The sequence below is a fragment of the Gluconobacter sp. P5H9_a genome (assembly GCF_018812085.1).
Classification (GTDB): Bacteria; Pseudomonadota; Alphaproteobacteria; order Acetobacterales; family Acetobacteraceae; genus Gluconobacter.
In genome coordinates this window covers 82,530-95,511 of sequence record NZ_JACRVW010000017.1, presented here as the reverse complement: position 1 = coordinate 95,511, position 12,982 = coordinate 82,530, and the positions used below count along the sequence as shown (strand labels likewise).

The window sequence follows — 12,982 nt, the reverse complement described above, 5'->3', positions numbered from 1 at the left end:
GGCAGCAGCTTCGTTACCGCTTCCGGCCCAGAAATCAGCTCCCGCGTTAAGTGGTTCAACACCGAAAAGGGTTTCGGTTTCGTTGAACTGGCTGACGGCTCGGGCGATGTCTTCCTGCACGCCAACGCTCTTGGCAACGCTGGCGTAAGCAGTGTCAACCCGGGTGCAACCGTGGTTGTTCGCATTGGCCAGGGTCCGAAGGGTCGCCAGGTTGCTGAAGTCATTTCCGTTGACGAAAGCACAGCTGAAGCTCCTCGCCCGCGCGCCCAGTTCGGTGCAGCTCCGCAGCCACGCTTCGGTGGCCCGTCAGCACGTCCGGGCCGTCCTGCTCCTGACCTGTCCGACGCACAGGACATCCGCGGCACCGTGAAGTGGTACAATGCCACCAAGGGCTTCGGGTTCATCACGCCTGACTCCGGCGGCAAGGACATCTTCGTCCACGCTTCCGCTCTCGAGCGTTCACAGCTCCCGACTCTCGACGAAGGCCAGGCGATTAACGTCAAGGTTGTTCAGGGTCAGAAGGGTCCGGAAGCTGCTGCAATCAACATCGATTGATTCGGTTGCTTCGGCATCTCGCTGAGCTTTAAGAAAAGCCGCTGTGGATTTTTCCACAGCGGCTTTTTTAATGGCTGTTTTTAAGAGTGTTCGTTTCCAAGCGGTTTCGACCCACCGGAAATTAGTAGTCCTTACCCTTGTTTCGGATCAGACGAGCCTTGTCACGTTGCCAGTCTCGCTCAGCGATTGCGTGTCGCTTGTCTTCTTTCTTCCGCCCCTGCCCCAAGCCAATCGTCACTTTTGCGACTCCGCGAGCATTGAAGTGAATATCCAGCGGCACAAGCGATGCGCCCGCACGCGTCACAGCTGACAGATAGTGCGCCACCTGTTTGCGGTGCAGCAGCAATTTGCGAGGTGCTCTCGGCTCAAAGCGGGAAAGAACACCCCCTTGATATTCCGGAATATAGGAATTGAAGAGCCAGATTTCTCCATCACGTTCGGCCGCATAAGCCTCGGTAATGGTGGAACGTCCCAAACGGAGGCTTTTGACCTCCGGCCCTTTCAGAACGATTCCTGCCTCTACAGTTTCCAGAATCGTATAATCGAACCGGCCTTTACGGTTCTGAGCGACGATCCCGTGAGAGATCATCCCGCTCTTCTCTTTTTTTCCGGCCATTAAAAATTTCAGTCCAATAGATCGAGAGATCGTAAAGCTGCATCAATAGCCTTCCGCGTTGCCTCCTGAGGCTCCACGAGCGGAAGGCGCAGCGTTGCATTGCATAGACCCAGCCGAGACATAGCGTACTTCACCGGTCCCGGGTTGCTTTCCATGAACATGGCATCATGCAGCGGAGAGAGACGATCCTGAATTTCGATTGCGTCTTCGATTCGCCCTTCCTGCCAAGCGCTGTGCATTTCCGCGCATAACGCAGGAACGACATTTGACGTCACGCCAATGCAGCCATCACCACCTGCCGCAAGAAACGACACGACGGTGTTGTCGTCGCCGGAAAGCTGGTTGAACGGCTTCTTCACATTCCGCCGCACAGCAATGGGGCGCGCCAGATTGGCTGTGGCGTCTTTCACCCCAGCAATATTGGGATGCTGAGCGAGGCGTCCCAATGTCTCCGGCGTGAGATCCACTACAGACCGACCCGGAATGCAGTATACGTGAATCGGAAGTGGCGTCGCGTCGGCGATCGTCATGAAATGGCGATACAGGCCTTCCTGGGTGGGCTTGTTATAATACGGAACCACAACCAACAGACTGCTCGCGCCCACAGAATGAGCATGCCGTGCCATCTGCACAGCTTCAGATGTACTGTTTGAGCCAGCCCCGGCCATGACAGGAACGCGACCGTTCGATGTCTCAACGCAATGCGCAATGATACGGCCATGTTCCTCGTGCGACAGCGTGGGGCTCTCACCTGTGGTTCCTGCGGGCACAAGGCCACTGGTGCCAGCTTCAATCTGGCGCTCAATAAGCTTTGTCGCCACCTCGAAATCAATACGGCCATCCGTATCCATCGGAGTGATCAGAGCCGTCAGCGACCCCTGATACATGCCCGTCTCCACCATTGTCTCGCCTCTGCTCATCATGCGTTCCATCCTGCTCTTCCGATCCGCCAGCGTCATGCGCTGGAACGAGCAAGACTGCGTGGGTATGCACCCAGAATCTTCAAATTATCGCTGACATGCTCCAGCTCTTTCAACGAGGCAGCCAATGCGGGCTGCTCTGGATGTCCTTCAACATCCATCAGAAACTGCGTCGCTGCGAACGAGCCGTTCAGCATGTAACTTTCAATTCGCGTCATATTAATACCATGCCGCGAGAATCCACCCAATGCCGCGTAAAGCGCCCCGGGTTTGTTGCCGACTCTCATCAGGAGAGTCGTTAATGTATCGCCTCGAGCGGGGTCCGGGAAACTCGGTACTGGCGCGACGCGATAGAAGCGCGTCGTGTTATGAGCTGCGTCTTCAACGTTACGTCTTAAAATAACGAGCCCATTGAGCTCTCCGGCGAGCGAAGAAGCAATTGCAGCATCCTCCTTCCGTCCCCATTTCGCGACCATTTCGGCGGCACCGGCCGTATCGAATTCCGGCACGGCTTCGAGATCCAGCTCGTGAATGAGTTTGCGGACCTGCCCTAGTGCAACCGGATGCGTGTGAAGGCGTCGGATGTCAGAAATTTCAGCACCCGGCACTGCCAGCAGACAGTGCTCGACACGCTGAAAATGCTCACCAACGATATGCAGTCCAGCATCCGGCAGCAGAGAATGAATGTCAGGCACACGCCCGGCGAGCGAATTTTCACAGGCCAGAAGCGCTTCATCTGCCCGACCGACATGCACGGCCTCAATCGCAGCTGCAAAACTTGCGCAGGGAAGCGTTGTCCAACCTGGTCGAGCCTCTCGGCATGCAAGGTCTGAATAGGCGCCAGGCCGCCCCTGAAAAGCAATTACCGGCATCAGACCAATCCTCTCACTCGTTCCAGATCTTCTGGTGTATCCACACCTTGAGGGGCGTGTTCTATACGGGCACACCCGATGCTCATTCCTGCTTCCAACGCGCGCAACTGCTCCAGACTTTCACGCCGCTCCAGAGCGGACGGCGATAGACTGACAAAGTGCTCCAACGCTTTTCGACGCCATGCATACACGCCAACATGATGCCAATGCTGCCCGGCGCCCCATGGAATGGGCATCCGCGAAAAATAGAGAGCCCGTGTCACCGTGGCCTCGCCAAAGTCGCAGGCAATCTTGACCACCTGCTCGGCGTCTCGTTCCCAGTCTGACTGAACGGGAGCGGCCAGTGTGCCGATATCACAGGATGGATTTTCCAGTGGCTCGAGCACAGCGGTCAGACTGCCCGGATCAATCAAAGGCAGGTCTCCCTGCAGATTGATCACGACGTCATAAGTTCCTGTCGGGTCGAGTTTTTGAATGGCTGCATGCACACGATCCGAACCGCTCGCCAATGACGAGTCGGTCAGGACACCCTGAACGCCTTCCAGTCCACTAATGGCATCGAGAATGTCCTGATCGCCCGCAGCAACAACCACTGGTCCGATCTTTGCTTCCAGAGCCCGTTTCGCAACGCGGACAATCATGGGAAGACCGCCAATGTCTGCAAGGGGCTTGCGTGGGAGGCGGGTCGAGGCAAGTCTGGAGGGAATGACGATGATCGGACGCATGGCCCTTCTGATGCCGCCCGCCTGATCGGGCGTCAATCTCACACACGGCTTTCTGGCAGGAATTGAAAGAAAATATGAGCGAAACAGTTCTGGAAAAGGCGCTTTTAGTCGCCGAAGCCTGTGCAGACGCTGCCCGCGAGACAGTCATCCCCCATTTCCGCACGTCGCTACAGGCTGATGCCAAGTCTGATGACAGCCCGGTCACTGTTGCAGATCGTGCTGCTGAAAAAGTTATGCGGTCCATTCTGGAAGACGCTCTGCCAGAACACGCTATCCTGGGCGAAGAAAGCGGAATGAGCGGTCACGAAGGAGACTGGCTCTGGGTGCTGGACCCGATTGATGGAACACGCGCGTTCCTGACCGGCCGCCCAACCTTCGGAACCCTTATTTCGCTTTTTCATAAGGGTCGCCCTGTTCTTGGGTTGATTGACCAACCTCTGACGGGCGAGCGGTGGATAGGCCTTGCCGGGCAGCGGACACGCTTTGTGTCCGCCCGACTGCCCGGTCAGATTGGCACACGCGTATGCCCGGTTCTTGGGCAGGCGGAACTGTCCTGCACATCCCCGGAAATCATGACGCCCGATCACGCACCACGCTTTGCCAACCTCCAGAAGCAGGTCCGGCGGACATCATGGGGCGGAGACTGTTACGCGTACGGACTACTGGCGCTTGGGCAGATCGATGTGATCGCCGAATGCACCATGAACCCATGGGACTGGGGTGCACTTGTTCCGGTCATTGAAGGTGCAGGTGGCAGCATTACGGACTGGCAGGGCAAGCCTCTTACGCTCGAAAGTGATGGAACCGTTCTGGCGTGCGGCAACCCTGCCCTGCTCACAGACATCGTGAACCACCTTTCCCATCCGGGAACGATGGGCTAGGCATGACGCCCCGGTGATCATGGGCCGGGACAGGTTGGAATGAGAGCCGGAGCCTTCCGGTTCAGGACCGGGATGGAAATATGGAAACGCACTTCTCTCTCCCCAAGAATAAGATCCGCATCCTCCTGCTTGAAGGCATCCATGAGAGTGCTGTCGAGCATTTTAATGTGCAGGGTTATGCAGAGGTCACGCGTCTGAAAGGCGCTCTTGAAGGCGATGCCCTCAAGGAAGCACTGCAAGGCGTGCATATGGTGGGTATTCGCAGCCGGACGCAGTTGACGCGCGAAGTCATTGAATCCGCTGATCGCCTGATGGCCATCGGCTGCTTCTGCATCGGGACAAATCAGGTCGATCTGACCGCCGCCCGCATGGCCGGTATTCCGGTCTTCAACGCGCCTTACAGCAACACGCGCTCCGTCGCCGAACTGGTGATGGGTGAAGTGGTCATGCTGATGCGCCGCATTCCGTCCCGTTCTGAACAGTGCCACCAAGGTGGCTGGGACAAATCCGCCATTAATGCGTGGGAAGTCCGTGGTAAGACGCTCGGTATCGTCGGTTACGGTTCCATCGGTTCACAGCTTTCCGTTCTGGCCGAAGCCTTTGGCATGCGCGTCCTGTATTATGACATCATGCCCCGCCTCCCGCACGGCAACGCCGTTGCAGTCGCGACGCTCAAGGACCTTCTTGCCAAGTCCGATATCGTCACGCTTCACGTTCCCCAGACACCGGACACAGACCTGCTGATCGGAGAAGCCGAGATCCGGGCCATGAAGCCCAACTCGATTCTTCTCAACAACGCCCGTGGCAGTGTTGTTGACCTTGAAGCTCTGGCCGCAGCCCTCAAGGACGGCCATCTCATGGGCGCTGGCGTGGATGTGTTCCCAGTCGAGCCCAAGATTGCAGGGGAGCGTTTTGTTTCTCCGCTTCAGGGCCTGGAGAACGTCATCCTCACCCCGCATATCGGCGGCTCCACCATGGAAGCACAGGAGCGGATTGGCGTTGAAGTCGCCCGCAAGCTTGTGGACTACTCTGACGTGGGCTCCACCATCGGTGCCGTGAATTTTCCAAGCGTACAGCTTCCAGAACGCCCTCGTGGTACGCGTTTCATGCACGTTCATGCCAATCGCCCCGGCATCATGCGCCAGATCAACGAGCTGTTCGCAGCCGAGAACTGCAATGTGACGGCGCAATATCTGCAAACGGACGGTGAAGTTGGTTACGTTGTCGTCGAGGCTGAATCGACGGGCCCCGATATGGACCAGCACCTTCTGGATGGCCTGCGCGCCCTTGATGGAACGCTTCGTGCGCGCCTGATTTACCAGCGTTAACCATCCAGTAATATGTTCTGGCTAAGATCTCGTTCCATGACGACATCTGGCCAGAACACTCCTACCCTCGCCCGTATCCAAAGCTTTTCCTTTTCTGGCATCGAAGCTGTTCCGGTTACGGTTGAAGTTCAGGTCTCGACAGGGCTTCCAGCGTTTCTGCTGGTCGGCATGGCGGACAAATCAGTCGGCGAAGCACGCGAGCGTGTCCGTGCTGCCCTGACGGCCATGGGTCTGGCCCTTCCTCCCAAACGTATTCTGGTCAACCTCGTCCCCGCAGACCTCGCCAAGGAAGGTGCACATTTTGACCTTCCCATCGCGCTTGGACTTTTGGTCGCCATGGGCATTCTGCCGTTCGAGGCTGTCTCTGCCTATGCGGCCGTCGGTGAGCTTTCACTGGATGGACGGATCAATCCGGTCAATGGCGTTTTGTCCGCGGCACTCGGTGCAGGGGCTCAGTCTCTAGGGCTGATCTGCCCGGCGCAGCAGGGAACAGAGGCACGCTGGGGCAATCCAGACGAAGATATTCTGGCTCCAGACACCCTGCTTAGCCTTGTTTCTCATTTCCGGGGCGAACAGGTTTTAACGCCTGTTCCCGCGGCAGAGGGATACACCCCTGACTATGGGCCTGACCTCGCTGATGTGAAGGGCATGGCTCTTGGGCGTCGAGCACTGGAAATTGCCGCCGCTGGCGGACATTCCGTTCTTATGAGCGGACCACCAGGTGCTGGAAAATCCATGCTCGCATGCAGGTTGCCCGGTATTTTGCCGGATCTCACGACTGAGGAAATGCTGGAAACAAGCCGGATTCACAGTGTGTCAGGGCTCTTGAAAGACGGTCGCCTGACAATCCGGCCGCCGTATCGTGCGCCTCATCACAGTGCCAGTTTGCCTGCGATGGTCGGTGGCGGGGCCAAAGCACGACCCGGCGAAGTCAGCCTTGCCCATAATGGTGTGCTTTTCCTGGATGAATTGCCAGAATTCTCGCGGTCATGTCTGGAAGCTCTCCGACAACCTATCGAGACCGGCTCAATTTCGATCGCCCGCGCTGCCCAGCACACAACCTACCCGGCCCGTTTTCAGTTCATCGCGGCCATGAATCCCTGTCGCTGCGGATATCTGGGAGACCCTGACCGGAGTTGTCGCAAGGCCCCTCGATGCGGAGAAGATTACAGCGCAAAGATCTCAGGTCCGATGATGGATCGCATGGATCTCTGCGTGCAGATTGACCCGCTCTCGCCTATCGAGATCAGTCGTGCTCCTCGGGGTGAAGACAGTGCAACCGTCCGTGCCCGTGTTGAAAAAGCACGCGATCGACAGATTACCCGTCAGAACGTGTGCAATGCTCAGGCCTCGCCAGACCTGTTTGTCATAGACGATGATGCGAGGTCCCTGGCTGAACAGGCTGCCGAAAAACTGCGCCTTTCAAATCGCGGCCTGACACGCCTGATGCGCGTCTCCCGAACGATCGCTGATCTGGAAGGAACGCAGCAGATCCAGCGCCACCATGTAGCGGAAGCGTTAGGATTTCGGCGGCGTTAATCCGTTCTTGCGCCGCTTCAGATCCAGAAAAGATGGGATCATTGCGGCCATGATGAACAGCGTGATCCAGAAATTAATCCTCAGGAAAAACGCCGTTCCAAACAGCCAGACGCCATAAAGCAGGGTCGCAGTCATCAAGACATACCCGCAGACCATGACCCACCAGATCATCCATTCCTTGCGTGGCATTACTGATCGACCTGCCGCAAACCGTCCAAGCCCCGCACCAGATCTGCCTTGAGATCATCTACACTTTCAAGACCGATATGCAGACGGAACGTCGCGGCCTTTGGAGCCCCAGCCTCGGTCACACGGCGGACATGGCCTGTGGTCGGAAGAACAAGGCTCTCGTAACCGCCCCAAGAGGCACCGATCCCAAACATGCTCAGACCATCAATCATGCGTTCCGCAGCCTCGACACTGATATCCGGTTGCAGTTCAACACCGAACAAACCGCAAGCCCCCGTAAAATCGCGCTTCCAGAATTCATGCCCGGGGCAGTCTTGCAGAGCGGGGTGCAGAACCCGGGCAACTTCCGGGCGCGTCTTTAGCCACTGTGCAATCTCAAGAGCCGAACGCGACTGATGCGTGAGGCGCACTCCCATGGTTCGCAGGCCACGCAGGGTGAGCCAGCAGTCATCCGGGCCTGCGCACTGACCTAACTGGATGGATGCGTCACGCAGGGTTTTCCAGTGTGTCTCATCATTAACCGTAATGGACCCGATAATGACGTCAGAGTGGCCGCCGGGATATTTCGTCAAAGCCTGAATGGACACGTCCACGCCATGTTCAAACGGCTGAAACACGCCAATGCCCCAGGTATTGTCCAGAAACAGCAATGCGTCCGCCTGATGAGCGACATCCGCCAGCATCGGTACATCCTGCACCTCGAATGTATGGCTTCCCGGGCTCTCCGCCAGAATAATCCGGGTCTCGGCTCGGATCAGCGCCTCAATCTCTGCGCGTGTCGCCATGGGAGCATAATAGGTTGTGCTGATTCCCATCCGCTTGAGCATCGTATCTGCGAAACGACGTGTCGGACCATAAACCGAATCGGGAAGCAGAAGATGATCGCCCTGCCCTAGAAATGCCAGAAGCGGCGTCGTGCAGGCACTCAGGCCAGAGTTGACGACCTGCGTATGCGTTCCGCCCTCAATGAGCGACAGGAGCTTTTCCAGCTCATGCTGAACGGGCGTCCCCATGGCGCCATACACGGCCTTATGCGAATGGCTTCGACCATCCATCCGGTTCATGGCTTCAAGACTTGGGAAAAGAACTGTCGAGCCGCGTGTGACAGGAAGGTTCACAAGCGTGCCGCTCTCCCTGACGTCGGCCCGGCCACCCTGCACCAGCGTTGACGCCAGACGGTTCCAGCCAGCACTCACCTTCGTTTCAAGGTCGCTCATGTCTTATTCTTCTCCCGTCACGATTGGTGCCTGTGGATCGCTACCCCATTCAGCCCAGGACCCATCATAGAGCGCGCCATCTGGCAGCCCAGCGATTGCCAGACCAGCCAGGAGCGTTGCCGCCGTCAAACCCGACCCGCAACTGGCAATCACCCGCCGCCCAGCGACTGGAGCAAACAGATCTTGCAGAGACTCAACGGGCAGAAAATGACCGGCCTCATCCACAAGCTGCGTCCAGTCGAGGCTGAGAGCTCCCGGCATATGCCCCCCTCGGACACCAGGGCGAGGTTCTGGCACAGACGCTGTGAAACGGGCATGGCTCCGCGCATCCAGCACGACAGTGTGCGCGTCAGCGTTCAGAATGTCGGCGCTTCCAGCGAGTAACCGGTATTGTGGACGCGTCCTGTAGGACACTGGCTGTATTGGCGTGGGAGCACCATGTTCCAATGCGCCGCCCGCCTTTTCCCAGGCTGCCAGTCCGCCATCCAGAACCTTCACGTTCTGATGCCCGAAAAGACGAGCCAACCACCACGCTCGGCAGGCTCCAACGCTTCCTTTGCCGTCATAGAAGACAAGAGACGTCTCTTCACTCAGCCCCAGTTCACCCATGAGACGGGAAAACCGGGCTGCACCCGGCACCGTATGTGGAAGCGGACTGTCCGGATCGGCAAAAACATCAATGTCGAATCGGCGCGCATTTGGCAGGCGACGCTCACGAAAAGCTGCGTCCAGATCGCCCTTCTGACCGGGCAGAAGAACACTGGCGTCGAGCGGAACATATGCCGTCCCAACAAAAAGGAGGTCTTTTGCGGTGATAAGGGGTGAGTTCGTCATGGATCCACCATAGGTCGAGGGATGCGCAGAACGCCAGAGCGTGGCACAGTGTCCAGTCATGAACATGCAGGTCCCAGCCTTGAAGCCCCTGACCGTCCGGAAAACCATTGCATGAAGACCGAACGGATCATTCTTGGCTTCGTCCTTGTCGGAATTGCCTATGGATGTGGAATCATCCTCTGGCCATTTCTTTCAGCCATCCTTTGGGCGGCAATCCTGACTTTTGCGAGTTGGCCCATCTATCGGTGGCTGCGACGTCATATTCGTCCGGCTCTCGCTGCACTCACCATGATGATGCTCAGCGCCGTGACCATTATCGTGCCTCTGTCCGTTCTGACATCTGCCGGAATCAGCGATATTCCAGCAACCATCGCAAGCCTGGACACGCTGCTTCTCAAAGCCGCCTCAGCTGGCCCACCCCCGGCATGGATGGGGCGCATCCCTATGGCTGGCCCACACCTGGTCGAAGGCTGGTATCATCTGACGCATGACGTCGGTGCCGCCACGGAGATGCTGCGTCCTTACTTCGGGCAGATCGCTCATTTCACGCTTGCCGTTCTTGTAAAGCTGGCCAGCGGTCTCGTTGAGCTGGTCATGGCGCTGTTCGTCGCATTCTTCCTCTGGTTGAACGGCGACGCCCTCGGCATGACCATTACGGCCCTCATCGCTCGCATTGCTGGCCCACGCGCTACACCACGGCTCATCAATGTCATTGGTCGGACCATTCGTGGCACTGTGTACGGCGTGCTCGGCACGGCCATCATTCAAGGCGTTCTGACCGGGATTGGCCTTATGATCGCAGGTGTCCCATCGCCCGTTCTCCTGGCGGGTATCGCAGCTTTCGTGGCTGTCTTTCCCATTGGCGCCCCGTTGATCTGGATTCCAGCGGCCATCTGGCTGGCCATGACCCATCACGTCGGACACGGTCTCTTTCTGGCGGCTTATGGCGTCATCGTCATTTCAGGCGCCGACCACCTGATCCGCCCGATTTTCATTTCACGGGGGGCACAACTGCCTTATCTCCTGACCGTTCTGGGAGTTCTGGGTGGCGTCGTGGCCTTTGGCGGACTGGGGATTTTTCTCGGGCCTGTCCTTTTGGCCATTGGCTACACCCTGACAAGTGAGTTCGCTGCTGGCCCACACAGGCCCCAATCAGGCCCCCTCTATATTTCGGAGTCTCCCAAGTGACGGCATCCCTTACGTCTGGCTCACCGTTTCGCGTTCTGAGCTGGAACCTTCTGCGCTGGGATGGCGCATCGCTCGAAGACATCCTGACAGTCATTCGTGCGGAAAATCCAGACGTCGTCCTGATGCAGGAAGCTCAGGAATCCGTCGATGTCCTGCCAGAAATCCTGGGAGGCTATTATGATCGTATCCCTCTTCCCGGACGCCCACACGGCACAGCGTGCTGGAGCCGTCTGCCTTTCACGCAGCCTCCGTCCTTCTGCCATCTACCGCGTGGCCTGGTGGTCAAGCGTACGGCGCAGATCCTCGACTTTGGAAATTTCTCTCTCGCCAACGTCCATCTGTCACACGGTCAGATCCTGAACCGCAGGCAATTACGCAGTCTGACAGCCAACATGCACCGGCGTGCCGTCATCATGGGGGACTTCAATCTTGTTGGACCCGTGCTCCTGCCCGGCTTTCACGATGTTGGCCCTCGTGAAAAAACACACCGCATGCTGGATCGCCTTCCCTTGCGACTGGACCGATGCCTCGTACGTGGGGTGAACCGCCTTGAGGCGAAGGCCCTGCCACGTTTTGGGTCTGATCACCGACCCATCTCGGTGACGCTGCGCCTCAATCCCTGACGGTTACAGGTAAGGAAGAAAAAGTCTGAGCGCCGAGTTGCGGACCTGGATCAGATAAGGCGTCCGATCAATATCGTGGTGGGTCAGGCGGTTTTTCCGGTGACTATCCATGAACGCAGACAGGTCCCGCGCGACGCCCGTGTCGTAAATCTCCAGATTGATTTCGAAATTCAACCGCAGAGAACGTACGTCCAGATTAGTGCTGCCAACAAAGCTCCATTCATCGTCCACAACCATGAGCTTGGAATGGTTGAAGGGCGGATCGGCCATCCATATGCGGCACCCGGCATCCAGAAACGGCCTCAGATTGGCATCTCGTGCATAATCAATGATGGCATGATTGCTACTCTTGGGCACCACAACGTCAATCACCACGCCTCGTAGAGCGGCCAAATTCAATGCTGCTGAAAATCGATCGTCTGGCAGAAAATATGGCGTCATGAGGCGAACATGCGTCTTTGCCAACGTGATGGCCTGAAGCATTCCGTACTCGATCTTTTCCAGATCCGCATCCGGCCCAGACGTAACAATCCGCATGGGTACATCACCAACCGGAACCGGCTCAGGCAGATACGGCTCCCCACGAAGCTCTTCCCCGGTTGTAAAAGACCAATCCCAGGCGAATGCTACGGAAAGCTGATGCACAATCGGCCCGCGCAGCTGGAAATGCGTGTCCGCAACCGGCAGTTTGGTGCGGAGACGAAGCATGTTCTCCTCACCGATATTCAGCCCCCCCATGAAACCGAGACGACCATCCACCACCAGAATTTTACGGTGATTGCGGAGGTTGATGAACGGCATGCGCCACGGCCACACAGAATGCATGAACCGCGAACACTTCACGCCGTCCCGTCGCAGGCGGCGTTCAATCGCACACCTGAAATATCCACTCCCGATTCCATCGACCAGAACACGAACTTCGACGCCCCGTCTGTGTGCTTCCACCAAAGCTTCCGCAAACATTTCTCCGATCCTGTCAGCCCGGAAAATGTAAGAGCACAGCACGATCGACGTCTGCGCCTGATTGATGGCTTCGATCATGACGGGATAAGCGTTATCCCCATCATGCAACACCTTGACGGAGTTTCCCCCCATCAGCGGCCGCTCTGTCAGTCGTCCGAGCATCTTCGCCAATGGCGCCAGATGGCCGTCCATCACCTGCCGGTATTTGGCGAGCAGCTCCCGTCCTTCCCAGGAATGATGATCAATCATCTTCCGGGCCCGGCGATGCACCCGGTTGATGCCGAACATCAGATAAAGCGCTGTCCCGACAAACGGTCCGATCCAGCACACGCCAATCCACCCGGCACAGGCAGAGGTATTCCGTTTATGCCGCAGCGCATGGAGCGTCACACAAATGGGAAGCGCCCAGCGAAAAAACGTCAGAACACAATCCAGAATGGTCCAGTGCCTCATAAAACTCCCAATCAGGCCGAGGCTATACTCTTCCCGCAAAGATGATGGATGCGCCAGCGTCCTGTCTGAGTTAGGCTAA

Annotated in this window: 14 protein-coding genes; 6 read left to right on the top strand and 8 right to left on the bottom strand. The window is 57.5% G+C overall.

The window, feature by feature from the left end; translation table 11 throughout:
- Window positions 1-555 (top strand): cold-shock protein (locus KP708_RS16000; protein ID WP_215757197.1); only part of this gene is annotated, 555 nt, incomplete at its 5' end.
- A gap of 121 nt (window positions 556-676) precedes the next feature.
- Here the strand turns inward: KP708_RS16000 and smpB are convergent.
- The 4 genes from smpB to KP708_RS13450 are packed head-to-tail and all read right to left on the bottom strand — an operon-like array spanning window position 677 to window position 3,688.
- Window positions 677-1,171 (bottom strand): SsrA-binding protein SmpB, encoded by a 495-nt coding sequence (gene smpB, locus KP708_RS13465; RefSeq protein WP_202207359.1) that lies wholly within the window; start codon window positions 1,169-1,171, stop codon window positions 677-679.
- 8 nt (window positions 1,172-1,179) lie between these two features.
- Entirely contained in the window at window positions 1,180-2,103 is a 924-nt protein-coding gene (gene dapA / locus KP708_RS13460) for a 4-hydroxy-tetrahydrodipicolinate synthase (protein WP_252347496.1), read from the bottom strand.
- A 23-nt stretch (window positions 2,104-2,126) separates the two neighbouring features.
- Entirely contained in the window at window positions 2,127-2,963 is an 837-nt protein-coding gene (locus KP708_RS13455) for a prephenate dehydratase (protein WP_215750851.1), read from the bottom strand.
- On the bottom strand, window positions 2,963-3,688 hold the full coding sequence (locus KP708_RS13450) for a 3-deoxy-manno-octulosonate cytidylyltransferase (protein WP_215750850.1): 726 nt from the start codon (window positions 3,686-3,688) through the stop codon (window positions 2,963-2,965). Before KP708_RS13450 ends, KP708_RS13455 begins: the two co-directional genes overlap by 1 nt.
- Before the next feature lie 74 nt (window positions 3,689-3,762).
- Between KP708_RS13450 and KP708_RS13445 the strand changes: the two genes are divergently transcribed.
- The 3 genes from KP708_RS13445 (at window position 3,763) to KP708_RS13435 (ending at window position 7,436) form a co-directional block, all read left to right on the top strand.
- The gene (locus tag KP708_RS13445; RefSeq protein WP_202207355.1) at window positions 3,763-4,569 is read left to right on the top strand and encodes an inositol monophosphatase family protein; all 807 of its coding nucleotides are present in this window, start codon (window positions 3,763-3,765) and stop codon (window positions 4,567-4,569) included.
- 80 nt (window positions 4,570-4,649) lie between these two features.
- Window positions 4,650-5,897 (top strand): phosphoglycerate dehydrogenase, encoded by a 1,248-nt coding sequence (gene serA / locus KP708_RS13440; protein ID WP_215750849.1) that lies wholly within the window; start codon window positions 4,650-4,652, stop codon window positions 5,895-5,897.
- Between the two features lie 36 nt (window positions 5,898-5,933).
- Window positions 5,934-7,436, top strand: a complete 1,503-nt coding sequence (locus tag KP708_RS13435; protein WP_215750848.1) for a YifB family Mg chelatase-like AAA ATPase — start codon at window positions 5,934-5,936, stop codon at window positions 7,434-7,436.
- On the opposite strand, the gene KP708_RS13430 is transcribed toward KP708_RS13435, so the two are convergent.
- The 3 genes from KP708_RS13430 to KP708_RS13420 are packed head-to-tail and all read right to left on the bottom strand — an operon-like array spanning window position 7,416 to window position 9,736.
- Window positions 7,416-7,625, bottom strand: a complete 210-nt coding sequence (locus KP708_RS13430) for a hypothetical protein (protein ID WP_215750847.1) — start codon at window positions 7,623-7,625, stop codon at window positions 7,416-7,418. The genes KP708_RS13435 and KP708_RS13430 overlap by 21 nt on opposite strands.
- Complete coding sequence (metC, locus tag KP708_RS13425; protein ID WP_215750846.1) at window positions 7,625-8,842, bottom strand: cystathionine beta-lyase; 1,218 nt, start codon at window positions 8,840-8,842, stop codon at window positions 7,625-7,627. Before metC ends, KP708_RS13430 begins: the two co-directional genes overlap by 1 nt.
- A 3-nt stretch (window positions 8,843-8,845) precedes the next feature.
- Window positions 8,846-9,736 carry a sulfurtransferase gene (locus KP708_RS13420; RefSeq protein WP_252347495.1) on the bottom strand — a complete coding sequence of 297 codons (891 nt, stop codon included), beginning with the start codon at window positions 9,734-9,736 and terminating at the stop codon, window positions 8,846-8,848.
- Window positions 9,737-9,787: 51 nt separating this feature from the next.
- Between KP708_RS13420 and KP708_RS13415 the strand changes: the two genes are divergently transcribed.
- Both KP708_RS13415 and KP708_RS13410 read left to right on the top strand, forming a co-directional pair.
- Window positions 9,788-10,864: an AI-2E family transporter gene (locus KP708_RS13415; RefSeq protein WP_046901442.1), complete on the top strand. Its 1,077-nt coding sequence runs from the start codon at window positions 9,788-9,790 to the stop codon at window positions 10,862-10,864.
- On the top strand, window positions 10,861-11,487 hold the full coding sequence (locus KP708_RS13410; RefSeq protein ID WP_215750845.1) for an endonuclease/exonuclease/phosphatase family protein: 627 nt from the start codon (window positions 10,861-10,863) through the stop codon (window positions 11,485-11,487). Before KP708_RS13415 ends, KP708_RS13410 begins: the two co-directional genes overlap by 4 nt.
- A gap of 3 nt (window positions 11,488-11,490) precedes the next feature.
- Here the strand turns inward: KP708_RS13410 and cls are convergent, their stop codons facing one another.
- Complete coding sequence (cls, locus tag KP708_RS13405; RefSeq protein ID WP_215750844.1) at window positions 11,491-12,903, bottom strand: cardiolipin synthase; 1,413 nt, start codon at window positions 12,901-12,903, stop codon at window positions 11,491-11,493.
- Window positions 12,904-12,982: the final 79 nt, after the last annotated feature.

What these genes read in the sequence shown, in the direction of transcription:
- smpB (WP_202207359.1), bottom strand. Translation starts at nt 1,171, where the DNA reads ATGGCCGGAAAAAAAGAGAAGAGCGGGATGATCTCTCACGGGATCGTC.
- dapA (WP_252347496.1), bottom strand. Translation starts at nt 2,103, where the DNA reads ATGGAACGCATGATGAGCAGAGGCGAGACAATGGTGGAGACGGGCATG.
- KP708_RS13455 (WP_215750851.1), bottom strand. Translation starts at nt 2,963, where the DNA reads ATGCCGGTAATTGCTTTTCAGGGGCGGCCTGGCGCCTATTCAGACCTT.
- KP708_RS13450 (WP_215750850.1), bottom strand. Translation starts at nt 3,688, where the DNA reads ATGCGTCCGATCATCGTCATTCCCTCCAGACTTGCCTCGACCCGCCTC.
- KP708_RS13445 (WP_202207355.1), top strand. Translation starts at nt 3,763, where the DNA reads ATGAGCGAAACAGTTCTGGAAAAGGCGCTTTTAGTCGCCGAAGCCTGT.
- serA (WP_215750849.1), top strand. Translation starts at nt 4,650, where the DNA reads ATGGAAACGCACTTCTCTCTCCCCAAGAATAAGATCCGCATCCTCCTG.
- KP708_RS13435 (WP_215750848.1), top strand. Translation starts at nt 5,934, where the DNA reads ATGACGACATCTGGCCAGAACACTCCTACCCTCGCCCGTATCCAAAGC.
- KP708_RS13430 (WP_215750847.1), bottom strand. Translation starts at nt 7,625, where the DNA reads ATGCCACGCAAGGAATGGATGATCTGGTGGGTCATGGTCTGCGGGTAT.
- metC (WP_215750846.1), bottom strand. Translation starts at nt 8,842, where the DNA reads ATGAGCGACCTTGAAACGAAGGTGAGTGCTGGCTGGAACCGTCTGGCG.
- KP708_RS13420 (WP_252347495.1), bottom strand. Translation starts at nt 9,736, where the DNA reads ATGACTGGACACTGTGCCACGCTCTGGCGTTCTGCGCATCCCTCGACC.
- KP708_RS13415 (WP_046901442.1), top strand. Translation starts at nt 9,788, where the DNA reads ATGAAGACCGAACGGATCATTCTTGGCTTCGTCCTTGTCGGAATTGCC.
- cls (WP_215750844.1), bottom strand. Translation starts at nt 12,903, where the DNA reads ATGAGGCACTGGACCATTCTGGATTGTGTTCTGACGTTTTTTCGCTGG.